Genomic DNA, 16,390 nt, shown 5'->3' on the forward strand with positions numbered 1-16,390 from the left:
TCGGTCTCCTTATCTTTAGGCAAAAACAAAGGAAGCGAAAGCGCTCCCTCCTCAAATATAGCGAACATGCTCCTGACCATCTTCCATGGAAGAACGTAACGTCTGTGTGTACGTCTGACCGTCTTCAATGAGTTGGATGTGGGCGTCTGCACCTTCTGCTGTCAATTCAACTTTCTCGATTGTGAAGCCCTGATAGACGCGATACTGCAATTCGGCCGTCATTTGCTCGAACGGTTTCAGTTCCGGATGTGTCGTAATGACATGGATTGGACGCGACAAAAGGGCGGCGAGTAACTGGTCGCGATAGTCGATAAAATCTTCATTCTCGATGTCATCGTCAAAGCGGATCCAAAACCCTCCGTCTTCAAACTCTGTGATAAATCCGTCACGCTTTTCACCGGTCTCATCGACCTTCAATGAGATACGATCGCCAACTTGAAAGGCGTGATTTGCTGTTAATGGTTCATACGTCATGAGTAGAACCCCTTCCTCTTATACAATGTTCTGCCTTCATTGTGTCTGATACGACACAAAAATTCAAGTTCTAACCGAGTGATGTGAGATTAATCACCTTAAAAACTGTATAGTTCGTCACAGAACAATCAAAGTAGTACAGATAATCGATAAACCTGATTCAATTGGGATTCAGCTGTTTCATAGTATATATACTAACAGATATAACAGTTTATAAAACGCTTTCAAAAATGGCTATATCATCCCGTTCATAAGATTGTTACAAGTTTCACAAGAATGTAAAACATATTGTTCACGTTTTCACGTACACTCACAGTATAGATAACACGCAGTTACTTTCGAGAATGAGGAGTGAATCAACATGGCAACCGAAATCAAATCCGCATGGTCAGGTTTTGTTCCTGGTCAGTGGACGAATGAAGTGAATGTCAGTGAGTTTATCCGTTTGAACCGTCATGAATACACAGGAAACGATACGTTTTTAGCAGGTCCGACAGAAGCGACAAACGTTCTTTGGAATCGTGTGATGGAACTGACAAAAGAAGAGCGTGAACGTGGAGGCGTCTGGGACGTTGATCAACACACACCATCGACAATCGTGTCGCATGGACCAGGTTACTTAAACAAAGAGTTAGAGAAAGTCGTTGGCGTTCAGACGGATGAGCCGTTCAAACGTTCGATTCACCCGAATGGCGGGATTCGCATGGTGGATGCCGCACTCGAATCATATGGTTTCGAGCCAGACGAAGAAATCACAAAAATTTACTCGGAAATTCGTAAAACACATAACCAAGGTGTCTTCGACGCCTATACGCCTGAGATGCGTGCCGCGCGTAAATCAGGAATCATTACAGGACTTCCAGATGCATATGGTCGCGGACGCATCATCGGTGACTACCGTCGCGTCGCCCTCTACGGAATCGACTTCTTAATGGCAGAACGCAAAAAAGACTTGGCGAAACGTGGTGGATTCTTATCTGAATCGGATATCCGGGACCGGGAAGAACTATCGGAACAACTTCGTGCCCTCCAAGAATTGAAACAACTTGGGGCCGCTTATGGATTTGACCTCGGTCGTCCTGCAGAAAACACGCAAGAAGCGTATCAATGGGTCTACTTGGCGTATCTTGCTGCCATCAAAGAACAAAACGGTGCAGCGATGTCACTCGGTCGTGTCTCGACATTCCTCGATGTGTACGCTGAACGTGACCTTGAAGCGGGTCGTTTAACAGAATCGGATGTTCAGGAAATCGTCGATCACTTCATCATGAAGCTTCGAATCGTCAAATTCTTACGGACACCGGACTATAACGAATTATTCTCAGGTGACCCGACTTGGGTAACGGAGTCGATCGGTGGGATGAGTGAAGATGGTCGTTCGAACGTCACGAAGAGCTCGTTCCGGTTCTTGCATTCACTCACGAACCTCGGACCAGCGCCAGAACCAAACTTGACCGTTCTTTGGTCGACGAAACTTCCAGAAGGGTTCAAACAATACTGTGCGAAAATGTCGATTGAAACGTCAGCGATTCAATATGAGAACGATGACTTGATGATGCCACAATTCGGTGATGACTATGGGATCGCATGTTGTGTGTCACCGATGAAGATCGGGAAACAAATGCAGTTCTTCGGTGCGCGTGCCAACATGGCGAAAGCCCTTCTCTATAGCATGAACGGTGGACGCGATGAGAAGAGCGGAGCACAAATCGCTCCGGTTTGGGAAATGAACACAGAAGACGTGCTCACGTACGAAAAAGTGTATGCCGACTTTGACCGGACGCTCGACTGGTTGGCGGAATTATACGTCAACACGCTCAACGTCATTCACTTCATGCACGATAAATATGCGTACGAACGCATCGAAATGGCGCTTCATGACCCTGAAATCTTACGGACGATGGCTTGTGGAATCGCGGGTCTCTCGGTAACGGCGGATAGTCTCTCAGCAATCAAATACGCAAACGTCAAACCTGTCCGTAACGAAGAAGGAGTCATCGTCGACTTCGAAACAGAAGGAGACTTCCCGAAATTCGGAAACAATGACGACCGTGTCGATGCCATCGCGGTCGAACTCGTCGAATCATTCATGGAGAAAGTGCGGAAGCATAAAACATATCGGGATGCGCTTCATACGCAATCGGTCCTCACGATTACATCGAACGTCGTGTACGGTAAGAAAACAGGGAATACGCCAGACGGACGCCGTGCCGGTGAACCATTCGCTCCAGGAGCGAACCCGATGCATGGACGAGATACAAAAGGCGCGGCTGCCTCGCTCTCATCTGTTGCGAAACTTCCATTTGAACATGCACAAGATGGAATCTCATACACGTTCTCGATCGTACCGAAAGCACTCGGGAAAGAAGAGATCGCACGTGAACTCAACTTGGCGGCACTCCTTGATGGATACATGAGTGGAGAGCATAAAGGACATCACTTGAACGTCAACGTCTTCAACCGTGAGACACTCCTTGACGCAATGGAACATCCAGAAGAATATCCGCAACTCACGATTCGCGTATCAGGATATGCGGTCAACTTCATCAAGTTGACACGTGAGCAACAGATCGACGTCATCAACCGTACGTTCCACGGTTCGTTGTAAGTAAAGGCTTAGCGGCCTTCCACGGAGGACCGCTCATTCGTTAGGAGGTCATTTCGATGACAATGGGATATGTACATTCGGTCGAATCATTCGGAACAGTTGACGGCCCAGGGATTCGCTTCATCGTCTTTTTACAAGGTTGTGCCTTGCGTTGTTTATACTGCCATAATGCGGACACGTGGGATTTCAAAAAGAATAACCACCGCTCGGCTGAAGACGTCATTCAAGAGGCGCTCAGTTACCGTCCGTTCATGGAAGCATCGAAGGGGGGCATCACCATTTCTGGTGGTGACCCACTCGCGCAACCTGAATTTTTAGAGGCGCTGCTGCGTGAAGCGAAAAAGCATGGGCTTCATACGACACTTGATACGTCCGGTGCGCTCCGACCTCCTAATTTGGATGCGATTTTAGATCACACCGACCTTGTCTTGCTCGATATCAAGCATATCGACGACGACATGTGTAAGAAGTTGACGGGACGTAGCAATGCCAACACGCTCGCGCTTGCCGAACATCTTTCCGAGCGCGGAACGAAAATGTGGATTCGCCACGTCCTCGTCCCTGGATGGACGCTTGAGGAAGGTGCGCTTCGTCGCACCGCCGCGTTCATTCAAAAGTTAGACCATGTCGAGAAAGTCGAGATTTTGCCGTACCATGAGATGGGTGTCTACAAATGGGAGGCGCTCGGTCTCGATTATCCGCTCAAAGGTACGAAACCCCCGACGTCCGAGGAAGTCGAATGGGCGGAAGGGATTTTGCAGGGAACTGTATAAAACAAGCGCAGACCGGCTCGGTCTGCGCTTGTTTTTTAAATCAGAAAATAAAGGTTTGGATGATTAAGAAAAGATTTAATGCGATGACGATTGTCGTAATTCCCCAACCGATCCATGTCGTCATCCGATGATTCACGAGTTCGCCCATCAAGGATTTGTTGCTCGTGAAGAGAAGCAGAGGAACGAGGGCGAATGCGATACCGAACGACAGGATGACTTGGCTCCACACGAGAGCATTCGTCAAGTTCACACCGGAAAGGATGAGTAAGAGTGGCGGAGCCATCGTAATCACACGACGTACATAAATCGGGATATGTTTTTGAATATAACCTTGCATGACGACGTCTCCAGCCAAAGTCCCGACGGATGCGCTCGACAATCCGGCAACCATTAGTCCAATTCCAAACAGCATGGCGATCGGTGAACCTAAAAAGGAGTCAAATTGCTGGTGTGCAATCTCTAAGTCGCTCACGACGAATCCATTCTTATAGAAGACAGCGGCTGCGATTATTAGCATACTCGCATTGATTGCACCAGCGAGCACCATGGCAATCGTTACATCGATTCGTTCGAATTTCATGATACGTTTACGTGCGACGGCATCTTTACCCGTGATGCGTCGTTGTGTCAACGCAGAGTGTAAATAGATGGCATGAGGCATAACGGTAGCGCCTAATATTCCGGCAGCCAATAATATACTCTCCGTCCCATCGAACCGAGGAATGAGAAGACCGGATAAGAGTGGTTTTACTTCTGGTTGAGCACTGAACGTTTGAATGGCAAAAGCGAGCGCGACGACGAGTAGCATCCCGGTCACAATCGTTTCAAGTGGTCGATATCCCCGACGTTGTACTTCCAAAATAGCAAAAGAACCGACGGCGGCCAGAAGTGCCGCTTGAATGAGTGTTACATCAAACACGAGATAAATTCCGAGTGCCGCCCCTACAAACTCTGCTAAATCTGTCGCCATGATCATGAGTTCGGCTTGAATCCATAAAAAGATAGCAGTCTTCTTAGAAAAACGGTCACGACAAATCTCAGGCAAGTTTTTCCCGGTCGCGATTCCAATTTTAGCAGACAATGTTTGAATCAATCCGGCCATCAAGTTAGCCACTAAGATGACCCATAAAAGCAAGTAACCGAATTGAGATCCAGCGGCAATATTCGTTGCATAATTTCCGGGATCGATATAAGCGACCGAAGCGACGAACGCTGGTCCTAAAAAAGGAAGAAGTGTCTTTATTTTTTGAGACATTGATTTGTGAGTGAGAGCCGAATCCACTTCATTCAGCATGCCGAATCCTTCTTTCTTTTGCGTAATGGTTAATTTGTTTCCCTAGGTAAACTTTTTAAGTATACGGCAATTTTACGCCTGTGATGAGAACCTGTCAAATTTCAAATAAAAAACTGTGAGTCGTTTGACTCACAGTGCAACGGATCTAAGGTCGACGTTTTTTCTTTTCTAATACACGAGCGTGTTCCGCCTGTTTCTTTTCCATATAAAGAAGTTCACGTTCTAGCTTGACATAACTTGCATAGCGCTTCGCGTCTAGCGTGCCGTTCGTGAGCGCCTGTTGGACGGCACAACCCGGTTCTTTTTGATGAGAACAGTCGCGGAAACGACACGTCTCGGCAAGAGCTTCGATATCGCGGAACGTCTCATCGAGATGCTCGCTTCCTTCCCACAGACCGAACTCGCGCATTCCCGGTGTGTCGATGACGTATAAATCATCGATTCGGAACAGTTCGCGATGGGTCGTCGTATGCTTCCCACGCTCATCCTGCACTCGGACGGCTTGTGTAATGGCCACTGTTTCGTGGGCGAGAGCGTTCGTCAGCGTAGATTTTCCGACTCCGGATGAACCGACGAAGGCAATCGTACTTTCACTCGGTAACGCCTGACGAAGTTCAGCAACTCCTTCTCCCGTCACAGCACTGACAGGAAATACTTGAATTCCAGGTGCGTTTAGCTCAATGTCTTCGAGCAGTGTGTCGACGGATTCGACTTGATCGGTCTTCGTCAAGACGATGATGGGGATGGCCCCGGTGTCCCACGCAGCTAGCGTATAGCGCTCAAGGCGGCGGATGTTGAAGTCGTGTCCGCATGCCATCGTGATCAAGACGTAGTCGACGTTCGCGCAGATCAGTTGTTCACGCGTCTCGTTGCCGGCGGCCGCTCGTGAAAGAACGGTCCGACGCTCAAGGAGATGGTGAATCGTCCCTTGACCATGCTCGCGAACTTGAATCGTGACATAATCGCCGATGACCGGGTAATCCCGCTCGCTCGTCGCTTCATGTCGAAATTTTCCGGAGACCCCGCACGTATAAACGTTGTCTCCGACAGATACCGTATAAAGATGTTGGAACTGTGCCGTGACACGTCCCGTTTCAGTTTGTTGAAACAAAATAGAATCCTCCCTTTAATGATGGAGGACGACAGCCCTCCGATTCGCTGACATTTGGTGGCGTGCATGCATCATGTTGCTCATAAAACATCATCCTTTCATTGTTCGATAAATTGAGTGTACCACAGTTATTGGAAACGGTAACATCTCGGTCTAAAGACCGAGGCGAAACAAGCCTTCCGGTCGTCGACCGATTCAAAATAACGTATTATGATAAGAGTGTACTTAACAAGGAGGGATGACAGATGAATCACCAAGTGAAAAAGGTGTTGTTCATCGTAGCCGCAATCGCTCTAGTGCTTGTGTTGATCGGTTCTTTACCGAATATGATTTTATTCGGGTTAGGAGCGCTCTTGACGCTTTGGGCTGGAGTCCGTTTTAAGGCTGTGACACACATCGGTGCTAAAGTTGGTTTCGGGATCCTTGCCGTCATTGGGATTGGGACGATGCTCTCAAACATTTGGGCGCTCGTCGGAATCATCGTCGCGTGGTTGTTGTTTAAAGGGTATATGATGTATACAGGTGAAAAGCGCGACCCGGAAGTCGAGATTTTAAATGCAGATGGAACGCGTGCTAGCCGGAGCAGCTTCCAACAGTTCAATCAAGTGTGGCAAAAATTTGTTAATCGTCGTTGAGATTTCATAAGGAGGATTCACCATGAAGACACCGTTTGATCAGTTTCGTGAGTTAGCGAATGAATTGACGAAAGAGATTTCAAAAGAAGTGAAGAAGTATCAGGACAAAGAGATGCCACGTTCAAGCGGAGAAGCGGAATTGAACCGTCATATTCGTGGAGCGGAGAAGGAAGCGTTATCGGTTGAGCGCCTCGTCGAACGTCAACGTACATTGCTCGCAGAACTTGCCGAAAAACGTGATGATGCCAAAAAGATGGCGGATAAACGATATGAACAGACGGAACTGGCGAAACAAGCCGGGGAAGAGAAATTGGCAGAACGTGCAGCACTCGAATCCAAGCACTACGGGGAACAGTACCGTTACTTTGAAGGGTTGATTGATGAAGGTGAACGTGAGTTGGATACATTGGAGCGTCGTGCGCTCGAGATGAAACTCAAACTCGATGAAATGCAAAATAAACGTTATGAATTTGCGATGCGTGAAAACCTAGATCTGTTAAAAGGGGCACTCGACCAAATCTTTGGTCAAAACACGTCGCAGTCTCATCCGTTTACTGAAGAAGAAAAGAAAGAACAGCCTGCTGAAGAAAAGCAAGACACACAGGCAGACGAAGACGACTTTGAAGCAAAACTAAAAGAACTGGAGCGTCGCTTTAAACAAGAGTGAGGTGACGGTTCGGCGATGACCTAAATCAGGTCATCGCTTTCTTTGCTTCATACATATATGAAATGAAAGGGGGAATGGACATGGAACGTTGGAACACGCGTCAAATCATTGGATTCATGATTATTTTATTTTCGGTTGGACTCTTCATTGATATCGTGACGGGTGGAAATAGCGTCTTATTCAGCATGATCCTCCCATTGCTGCTCCTCTACATCGGGCGACGGTTCAGTCGACGAGGAAAGCAGTCAACCAGCTACATTTTTTACGCCATCGGGGGTATTTTGTTAATCGGCTTGATCTTCTCGTCAGCCGCCTTCGGATTTGTACTCTCCGGACTTCTGCTATTATTCGGCTATCGACTTTATAAGAATCGACCGGTCGAATCGAAAATCCGGACACCTCTTCGTCAGGAACAGGCCTTCTCGTTTGGAATGAAAGAATCGGGACACTACGTGTTACGTGATACAAATGAGTTCTTTTTACTACGGGATGTCGAGATGGATTTGTCACAAGCCATCATTCCGGAAGGAGAGACGTTCCTACTCCTCAATGGGCTTGCCGGAGACATTCGGATTCTCATTCCTGCGGGGTATGACTATTCAATCGATGCATCGATTGGATTTGGAAAAGTGCAAGTCGATGACTCGAATTATTCACCGGTGTTCAACCGCCGTTTCTATACGGCGTCAGACGATTATGTTCAAGCGACACGGAAAGTTCGAATCCACATCGTGCTTATGAGCGGAAGTGTGGAGGTGATGACGGTTTGAAAAAAGACTCCTATCCCCGTACGGTCGTCTGGCATCAATTATTCAGTAGCCTGTTAACGGCTTTCTTGATTACAGTGGCGTTTCTCATAGGTGACTCGATTTCACTGAGCGATTTATTTTCACGTGAAGAAGGGTTGCCTTTCGGTGTGTCTATTTTAGTAATCGCCGTTTTGGTCGGGAGTATCTTTGGTGTCGGATCGTATTTTTATTTGCGCCGAGACTTCCGTGAGGTTGCGAATGCCCTTTGGAAACTAGAAAATCAAAAAGAGATTACCTTCCGTCCATTGTCTCCTTACCGAGATACGCTCGAACGAATTGTTCGTGTGTCAAAACAACGCCAAGAAATGATTGAGATGGCGAAACGAGTTGGCGAACGTCCTGTCAGTGTCGAAGAAGCAAGGAGTGAAGCCGTCGTCGAAGAAAGACGACGGGTCGCACGAGAACTTCATGACTCGGTGAGTCAGCAGCTTTACGCCATCTCGATGATGACGACAGCAATTAAACAAACGATGCAGACAAAACCGGAACTAGCAAATAAACAAATGGAACAAGTCGAGCTCATGGCTCAGACCGCACAGGCGGAGATGCGTTCGTTACTCCTACAACTTCGACCGGTAGAGTTAGAAGGTATGACGTTGAAGACCGGAATCGAACGTCTACTAGAAGAACTGTCTCGTAAACAATCGACAGAGCTTGTCTGGCGTTTAGAAGAAGTAAAATTATCTCGGCACACTGAGAATGAACTGTTCCGAATTGTTCAGGAAGCGATCAGTAACACGTTACGACATGCCAAAGCGACGCGTTTAGAAATCGAGATGCGGACCGTGCAACAGACGGTTATTTTAAAGATTAACGATGACGGAATCGGATTTAATGTGGACGATACACAAGTCGCCTCATATGGATTACAATCGATACGAGAGCGTACGGCGGAAGTCGGTGGAACGCTGCGATTGGTCAGTGTACCGAATGTCGGGACACAAATTGAAGTACGTGTGAAACAACAAGTGGAGGGGTAATGATGATTCGAGTTGTATTAATTGATGATCATGAAATGGTTCGGGCGGGCGTGTCTGCCTTTTTATCGACGCAACCGGACATCGAAGTCGTCGGTGAAGCATCCGACGGAGCAACGGGAGCGGAACTTGCGATTGCGGAGAAGCCGGACGTTGTCCTCATGGACTTAGTGATGGAGCCCGTTGATGGCGTCGAATCGACGAAACGAATTAAAGCAAGTTGGAAAGAAGCGAAGATTTTGGTCGTCACGAGTTTCTTAGATGATGAGAAAGTGTATCCGGTCATCGAGGCAGGTGCGATGAGTTATGTCCTAAAGACAGCGAATGCGAACGAGATTGCAGACGCGATTCGTCAAACCGCCGCCGGCAATCCCGTCATGGCCGCCCAAGTGACAGGAAAGATGCTCGAACGGCTGCGCCATCCAGAGATGACCCTCCACGAGAGTTTGACTGCCCGGGAACGTGAAATTTTGCAGCTTATGGCAGAAGGGAAGTCGAATCAAGTGATTGCGGATGAATTGTTCATCTCACTTAAAACGGTGAAGACACACGTGTCGAACATCTTGACGAAGCTTGATGTGTATGACCGGACACAGGCGGTCGTCTATGCGTTCCAACATAACTTGGTGAGTAAAGGATGACTCAACTTCCTGTGATTGAGACGGATCGTCTCCGATTACGTCCTCTTCAAATGGAGGACGGCCCACACGTATTCGCCATCTTTTCAAATGAACGAGTGTTACGTCACTACGGAATGGAGCCACATCAGACGTTAGAAGAAACGGAGCAGATGCTTACCCATATGCTCGCTCAAATCGAAACGGGAGCGATTATTCGTTTTGCCATCGAACTTCGTGAATCGAACACGTTAATCGGAACGATTGGGTTTCACAATCGTGCGCCATCACACCGCCGTGCCGAAATTGGGTATGAGCTCAGCCCGGAATACTGGCGTACGGGTTATGCGACTGAAGCGCTTCAGGCTGCCCTTCAGTTTGCCGCAACATGTGAAATTGAACGTGTCGGTGCCATCGTCTATATCGACAATATTGCTTCCCAACGTATGTTAGAAAAGAATGGATTCATTCAAGAAGGACGTCTACATAACTACATGCGTCAACATGGGCAATCGCATGACGTCTACCTATATAGTTGCATGACAAGAAGCTGACTGTTCAAAGCGCACCGCTCGCAAGGCGGTGTGCTTTTCGTTTGTCATAGAAATAAAATGGGAACGAAGTAAGGGTGAGCCAACAAAAGGAGGACGATGAGATGAAAGCAGCTTATATCGAACAGTACGGTGGGTCAGATGAATTCAAGGTAGGGGAGTTGGAGCAACCGACGATTGGTGCAGATGACGTATTGATTGAAGTGTATGCCGCGAGCGTCAACCCAGTTGATTGGAAGCTACGTGAAGGATACTTGAAAGAAATGCTCCATTACGAGATGCCGCTCGTCATCGGATGGGATGTATCGGGTGTCATCAAAGAAGTCGGGACGAATGTGACCGAGCTTGAGGTCGGAGATGAAGTGTTTAGCCGCCCTGATATTGCGCGGCAAGGCACATACGCCGAGTACGTCGCGGTCGATGCCCATCTCGTCGTCAAAAAACCAGCCTCGTTGAGTTTTGAGGAGGCCGCTTCACTGCCGCTCGTGGCCCATACGGCATGGCAAGTCATGTTCGAAGTGATGGATGCCAAACCGGGTGATCGCATCTTTATCGGTGCTGGTTCAGGTGGTGTCGGGACAGTAGCCATTCAACTCGCGAAAGCACACGGCTTGTATGTTGTCACGTCGACGAGTACGCCGAACGTGGACTGGGTCAAACAACTTGGAGCCGACGAGGTCATCGACTATAAACAACAAGACCCGGCAGAGGCCGTCCGTGATCTTGATTTTGTATTCGATACGATGGGGGGCGACGGGCAGAGCAAATTGTATCAAATGCTTAAAGAGAATGGGATACTCGTCTCCATCTCGACCCCACCGAATGAAGAGGAGGCAAAACAGGCAAAAGCTCGCGCCGAATATGTTTTTATGCAACCGACAGGGGAACGGTTGAAAAAAATTGCGGAAGCCGTCGAATCAGGTGAACTGAAACCAGTGATTGACCGAGTCTTTGATTTAGAAGAAACGAAACTCGCGCACGACTATGGTGAAGAAGGTCATGCGAAAGGAAAAATCGTCATCAAAGTAAAATGATGCAGAAAAAGAGGTGGATTCCCGGAGCATACGCCGGAGATCCACCTCTTTTTATTGAATATGATAGGCTACCTCAAGTGGAGGTCAGCCTTTTTTCTGTGCTTGCATTTGTTCATCGATTTCAGAAAGGTACGTCCAACGTTCCATCTTCGCATCGAGTGTTTCTTTCAGTTCGGCGATTGTTGCATACAATTCATTGACTTTACCAAGGTCGCTTCCCGCTGTCGCGAGTGTCGCTTCTTGCGCTTCAATCTGTTCTTCAAGCGCGGCGATGTCTTCTTCGATCGTGTCCCATTCCTTCTGTTCTTTGAAGGTGAATTTCACGACTTCCGACTTCACGCGTTCTTTTTTCTCTTTTGGTTCTTTTTCTTTCTTTACTTGACGGACCTCTTCTTGGCGCATGTCCAGATAATCGCTGTATTCTGCATGATATACCTGGATTGTCCCATCTTCAAAGGCAATCAACTGCCCAGCGACACGGTCTAAGAAATAGCGGTCGTGACTGACGGCGATGACTGTACCTGGGAACGATTCTAAATAGTCTTCTAAAACAGATAATGTTTCTGTGTCCAAATCGTTCGTCGGCTCGTCAAGGAATAAGACGTTCGGTTCATCCATGAGAATCCGAAGGAGGACAAGACGTCGTTTTTCACCACCCGATAACTTCGCAATCGGTTTGTATTGCGCGTCCGGTGAGAAAAGGAAACGTTCGAGCATTTGACCGGCCGTGATGACCTCGCCATCTGGCGTATGGATGACTTTGGCGATGCGTTCGATCTCATCGATGACACGTCTTGACTCGTCTTCAAATTCGACTTGTTGTCCGTAATAACCTAGGTGAACGGTCTCCCCATGCACGATCGTACCGCTTGTCGGTTCTAAGCGTTTTGCAAGTAAGTTCATCAGTGTCGATTTCCCACTCCCGTTTGGTCCGACGATCCCGTAGCGTTCACGACGACCAAAAATCCAATTAAATTGCTGAATCAGGAGAGAGTCGTCATAACCGAATGACAAATCTTCGACTTCGATGACCTTTTTACCGAGGCGACGTGAGCCGACCGAGACGTCGAGCGTCTCGTCTTCCGCTAAGCTCTCTTGATGCTTCAAGTCTTCAACACGTTGAATGCGTGCCTTTTGTTTCGTGGTCCGGGCTTTGGCGCCTCGACGTAACCAGGCGAGTTCGCGACGTAATATATTTTGTCGTTTCTGTTCCATCGATTGGGCCCGCGCTTTGCGCTCGGCACGCTTCTCGAGAAAGAGCTCATAGTTTCCGTTATAGAAGTAACTCGTTCCATCCGCAATCTCTAAAATGTGATTCGTGACACGATTCAGGAAGTAGCGGTCATGGGTGATGAGAAGGATTGCTCCACGATAATCGGCAAGCATCGTCTCGAGCCACGCAATCGTATCGGCATCGAGTTCGTTCGTCGGCTCGTCTAAAAGAAGTAAATCCGCTTCGTCAAGTAGCGCGGCGGCCAGTGCCACCCGTTTTTGCTGTCCTCCGGAAAGGGAGTTTACATCGACTGATACATCAGGAAGACCGAGACGGTTCAGAATCGATTTCAGTTTTGCTTCTGTTTCCCAAGCATCTGCGGCATCGACAGCCTGTTGAGCCTTCATGAAGCGTTCGAGTAAATTTTCACTCGTAGGCTCGGCTTCGAGAGCCTGACGGGCGCGTTCAAATTGTTTCAATGCTTGAACGGACGGAGTATCACTCGTGAACAACGCATCTAGAATCGTCTGTCCTTCATCGAATTGAACACTTTGCGTCAGATAACGAATCCGATAATCGTTCGGATGTTGCATGTTGCCTCGGTCTGCCGTCTCGGTACCGGCGATGATTTTCATGAACGTCGATTTCCCAGAACCATTCACCCCGATAATTCCGATACGGTCTCCAGGGTGGATGGTCATCGTCACATCATCAAATAAGACTTTGTCGGCAAACTCTTTATGAATGCCTTCAATCATTAATAAACTCATGCGTTCTCTCCTTCAAGCTGTTGACGAATGGCCGCTTCAACTGTCGCTGCAATTTCTTTGTTCGGCAAATCAGCCGGATCAATCGCAGGTAAGAAAGTGACATCGACCGTTGCTGGGGTGATTCGATTTTTGGCTTCTAATAATTTGTAGCTTCCTTGAATCGCGACCGGAACGATTTTTGCACCACTTGACGTAGCGAGCGTCAAACTTCCAGCTTTAAATTCTTTCATCGGTCCACCTTTTGAGCGTGTGCCTTCTGGGAAGACAATCATCGATTGACCGGATTGAATCGTTTCGACACCGGAACGGATGGCTTGAATCGATTGACGACGGTCACTACGGTCGATAAAGATACATCCCATCAATTCCATCCAACGTGGGATGATCGGGAATTTTTGAACTTCAATTTTTGAGATAAAGGCTTTCGGTCGTTTCGTAGCCGTCAACATGATCGGGACATCGAAGTTCCCTTGATGGTTCGACACGTAGACGACCGGTTCGTCGGGAATCTGTTCTTGTCCATGAACGCGAACATCGGCACCCGCGACTTTCAATAAGAATTTCGCCCATTTATAAGCGATGTCTTGTACATATCGATAACGTTTCGGTATCTCAATTTGTTTCGCTTTCTGTAAAAATGGGACAGTGATCGGTAGTACTGCAAAAAATGAGAAAAACCATACAACTGTTCGAATCATTCTTTTCTCTCCTCTCATGATGACAACAAGAAAGAGTCTTCTTCTCTAGACGAGAATCCGACCCTTCGGCATGAATCCTTATTCCCAAAAGCGAGAATCGCTCTCTTCTTCCTCTTCCTCTAGCTCGAACGTAATCCGTTTGTTCACAGGATCGACGACGAAATAAGCGCCATCTTGTTCAATACTTTTAATTTGCATAGCCTGGTCATTTCCGATTTCAAGGGTGAGACGGATGCGATTGTCATCATCGACAAGTAAGATTCCATCTTCCTTCAGCCAAAGCTCCATAACAGGTGAGTAACGAAGCAGCCATTCATTCGATAACGGAATTTCATTCATACGATTGTGTGCCTCCTGCGATTATAAATCCATTGTACGTTGTCTGTTCCTTCATAGGATACCAAATGTCGCGATGGAAGACGAGCGTTATGTAGAGCGTTTTCGTGTCGTGGAGTGCATCCTGTCTACCACTCGTTTGATTCGTTTCTGATTCCGTCTTTCTACAAAGAACTCGTTCGCCTGCATAAAGAGTTGTTTGAAAGAAGATAGACCCATTGCGATGAGGACGGCAAAGAGGAATGTTCCAATCGGATCTTTGTACATGTCAGTTTGAAACAGGAAAGCTAGTCCTACAGTAGATAAAATCGTCGTAAGAAAATAAAAAATCATAGCGGAGTCTCCTTTTCTTAGAAGGTAGGAAAGAAAAAGGCAAGGTCTTTTAATCGTATTCGACCTTTTGTAGGAAATTCCTGTTAGATCGTGCATAGAAAAAACGCCTTCAGCTGGCTGAATGGCGCTTAATCTTGAGTTACATAAGTTGAAGATGATGATACATTCGTATCCACGCCGCTTGAGAAAATAAAGCTAAGCGATGCGAGCAACGCGAAGAAGGCAACGAGTAAGCCTTTTGTAAATCGTTTTGCAAATGAACGAGACTGTATGTCAAACATTTAATATCCCCCGATCGATCTTAAATGAAACCTTATTTGTACTGGACACTTCCTATATAATAACGTTTTCAAAAAAAGGATACTAGCAGAAAAAAAGGCGTTCACAAAATTGTCACAAAATTTTAACAAATCGAATCCGTTTAATCAATAATCTTAGTGTTGACGGTTTTGAAATACGTTCACATTTTAGACACATCTATCCAAAATGTTGAAAGAGAACATGATATGATTAGGAACGTGTGTAGATAGGTATACTGACAGTAATAGCTTAGAAAAGGATGTGGATGTAATGGCATTGCGCGCAGGAGAAGTAGTAGATTTAGTCGCGGAACGTTCTGCTGATTTTGGAGTATTCATTAGTAACGGCCGCGAAGAGGTGCTCCTTCACCGTAAAGAACAAACGGAAGAAGTGACAATCGGTCAAACGGTTCGTGTCTTCCTGTACCATGATTCAGAAGGGCGTCTCGCTTCAACGATGACGATTCCGAACGTTTCATTTGATGAGTATGAATGGTTTGAGGTGACAGGAGTCCGGTACAACACTGGGGTCTTTGTGAATATCGGAATTCAAAAGGACGTTCTCGTTTCCATGGATGATTTACCGGAGAACCGGTCGTATTGGCCACAAACAGGCGATCAATTATGCATTCGATTAAAGTATGACCAAAAAGGTCGTTTACTCGGAGACCCTGCCCCATATGCATTTTTGAACTTGTTGGCACGTCCTTCGAAAGAAGAATGGAACAACCAGGATGTCCAGGCCATCGTCGTTAATAAACGCGAAGTGGGCGTCAACGTATGGGTTGAAGGAGAGTCACTCGGTTTCTTACATGAAGCAGAGATGACGCGTTGGCCACGTCTTGGAGAACAATTAACTGTTCGCGTGACGCAGGTCAAGCAAGATGGTACGGTACTCGTTTCCATGAAGCCACGAGCGTATGAGGCGATTGATGGTGATGCAGCGAGCGTCCTCTCTTATATTGAGGAACGTGGTGGCCAGATGCCGTACGGTGACAAGACAGCCCCTGACGTCATCGACCGTGAATTCGGGATGAGTAAAGCGGCGTTTAAACGGGCGCTCGGAAAACTGTTAAAAGAAAAGCAAGTTGAAAAACTCGACAACGGCTACAAATTGAAATAAGATAACTCATGTTCGGGTGACATGAAAAAGTTTGAAAATGTATTTCTTTCATTTTAGGAAGAAATACG

18 protein-coding genes are annotated in these 16,390 nt (G+C 47.2%); 10 read left to right on the forward strand and 8 right to left on the reverse strand.

The window, feature by feature from the left end:
• Window positions 1-51: 51 nt before the first annotated feature.
• Complete coding sequence (locus KNO66_RS12745; RefSeq protein ID WP_214742827.1) at window positions 52-474, reverse strand: hypothetical protein; 423 nt, start codon at window positions 472-474, stop codon at window positions 52-54.
• Window positions 475-835: 361 nt separating this feature from the next.
• Between KNO66_RS12745 and pflB the strand changes: the two genes are divergently transcribed.
• Together pflB and pflA are read left to right on the forward strand one after the other, a co-directional pair.
• Window positions 836-3,082 carry a formate C-acetyltransferase gene (gene pflB / locus KNO66_RS12750; RefSeq protein WP_214742828.1) on the forward strand — a complete coding sequence of 749 codons (2,247 nt, stop codon included), beginning with the start codon at window positions 836-838 and terminating at the stop codon, window positions 3,080-3,082.
• Window positions 3,083-3,138: 56 nt separating this feature from the next.
• Window positions 3,139-3,855 carry a pyruvate formate-lyase-activating protein gene (pflA, locus tag KNO66_RS12755; protein WP_214742829.1) on the forward strand — a complete coding sequence of 239 codons (717 nt, stop codon included), beginning with the start codon at window positions 3,139-3,141 and terminating at the stop codon, window positions 3,853-3,855.
• Between the two features lie 40 nt (window positions 3,856-3,895).
• Here the strand turns inward: pflA and KNO66_RS12760 are convergent, their stop codons facing one another.
• A complete protein-coding gene (locus KNO66_RS12760) occupies window positions 3,896-5,149 on the reverse strand; it encodes an Nramp family divalent metal transporter (RefSeq protein ID WP_078146347.1) in 1,254 nt (417 codons plus the stop codon).
• Window positions 5,150-5,294: 145 nt separating this feature from the next.
• Window positions 5,295-6,260, reverse strand: a complete 966-nt coding sequence (gene rsgA / locus KNO66_RS12765; RefSeq protein ID WP_214742830.1) for a ribosome small subunit-dependent GTPase A — start codon at window positions 6,258-6,260, stop codon at window positions 5,295-5,297.
• A gap of 245 nt (window positions 6,261-6,505) precedes the next feature.
• On the opposite strand from rsgA, the gene KNO66_RS12770 reads away from it, so the two are divergent.
• The 7 genes from KNO66_RS12770 (at window position 6,506) to KNO66_RS12800 (ending at window position 11,550) form a co-directional block, all read left to right on the forward strand.
• Complete coding sequence (locus KNO66_RS12770; RefSeq protein WP_214742831.1) at window positions 6,506-6,895, forward strand: lmo0954 family membrane protein; 390 nt, start codon at window positions 6,506-6,508, stop codon at window positions 6,893-6,895.
• Window positions 6,896-6,917: 22 nt separating this feature from the next.
• Window positions 6,918-7,562, forward strand: a complete 645-nt coding sequence (locus tag KNO66_RS12775) for a PspA/IM30 family protein (RefSeq protein WP_214742832.1) — start codon at window positions 6,918-6,920, stop codon at window positions 7,560-7,562.
• Window positions 7,563-7,642: 80 nt separating this feature from the next.
• Complete coding sequence (liaF, locus tag KNO66_RS12780) at window positions 7,643-8,332, forward strand: cell wall-active antibiotics response protein LiaF (RefSeq protein WP_214742833.1); 690 nt, start codon at window positions 7,643-7,645, stop codon at window positions 8,330-8,332.
• Window positions 8,329-9,351, forward strand: a complete 1,023-nt coding sequence (locus tag KNO66_RS12785) for a sensor histidine kinase (protein WP_214742834.1) — start codon at window positions 8,329-8,331, stop codon at window positions 9,349-9,351. Before liaF ends, KNO66_RS12785 begins: the two co-directional genes overlap by 4 nt.
• Window positions 9,352-9,353: 2 nt before the next feature.
• Complete coding sequence (locus KNO66_RS12790; RefSeq protein WP_015880838.1) at window positions 9,354-9,989, forward strand: response regulator; 636 nt, start codon at window positions 9,354-9,356, stop codon at window positions 9,987-9,989.
• Window positions 9,986-10,519 (forward strand): GNAT family N-acetyltransferase, encoded by a 534-nt coding sequence (locus tag KNO66_RS12795; protein ID WP_214742835.1) that lies wholly within the window; start codon window positions 9,986-9,988, stop codon window positions 10,517-10,519. The genes KNO66_RS12790 and KNO66_RS12795 overlap by 4 nt, the downstream gene beginning before the upstream one ends.
• A 101-nt stretch (window positions 10,520-10,620) precedes the next feature.
• Window positions 10,621-11,550, forward strand: a complete 930-nt coding sequence (locus tag KNO66_RS12800; protein WP_214742836.1) for an NADP-dependent oxidoreductase — start codon at window positions 10,621-10,623, stop codon at window positions 11,548-11,550.
• An 84-nt stretch (window positions 11,551-11,634) separates the two neighbouring features.
• On the opposite strand, the gene KNO66_RS12805 is transcribed toward KNO66_RS12800, so the two are convergent.
• The 5 genes from KNO66_RS12805 to KNO66_RS12825 form a co-directional block, all read right to left on the reverse strand.
• Entirely contained in the window at window positions 11,635-13,533 is a 1,899-nt protein-coding gene (locus KNO66_RS12805) for an ABC-F family ATP-binding cassette domain-containing protein (RefSeq protein WP_214742837.1), read from the reverse strand.
• Window positions 13,530-14,231, reverse strand: a complete 702-nt coding sequence (locus KNO66_RS12810) for a lysophospholipid acyltransferase family protein (RefSeq protein ID WP_214742838.1) — start codon at window positions 14,229-14,231, stop codon at window positions 13,530-13,532. Before KNO66_RS12810 ends, KNO66_RS12805 begins: the two co-directional genes overlap by 4 nt.
• 78 nt (window positions 14,232-14,309) lie before the next feature.
• Window positions 14,310-14,570 (reverse strand): hypothetical protein, encoded by a 261-nt coding sequence (locus KNO66_RS12815; protein WP_026826759.1) that lies wholly within the window; start codon window positions 14,568-14,570, stop codon window positions 14,310-14,312.
• An 87-nt stretch (window positions 14,571-14,657) separates the two neighbouring features.
• The gene (locus tag KNO66_RS12820) at window positions 14,658-14,900 is read right to left on the reverse strand and encodes a hypothetical protein (protein ID WP_214742839.1); all 243 of its coding nucleotides are present in this window, start codon (window positions 14,898-14,900) and stop codon (window positions 14,658-14,660) included.
• Between the two features lie 128 nt (window positions 14,901-15,028).
• On the reverse strand, window positions 15,029-15,181 hold the full coding sequence (locus tag KNO66_RS12825; RefSeq protein WP_214742840.1) for a hypothetical protein: 153 nt from the start codon (window positions 15,179-15,181) through the stop codon (window positions 15,029-15,031).
• A 289-nt stretch (window positions 15,182-15,470) separates the two neighbouring features.
• On the opposite strand from KNO66_RS12825, the gene KNO66_RS12830 reads away from it, so the two are divergent.
• The gene (locus tag KNO66_RS12830; protein WP_214742841.1) at window positions 15,471-16,322 is read left to right on the forward strand and encodes a CvfB family protein; all 852 of its coding nucleotides are present in this window, start codon (window positions 15,471-15,473) and stop codon (window positions 16,320-16,322) included.
• Window positions 16,323-16,390 lie beyond the last annotated feature (68 nt).

Source organism: Exiguobacterium sp. s48 (assembly GCF_018617395.1).
In the GTDB taxonomy this organism is placed as follows: Bacteria; Bacillota; Bacilli; order Exiguobacteriales; family Exiguobacteriaceae; genus Exiguobacterium.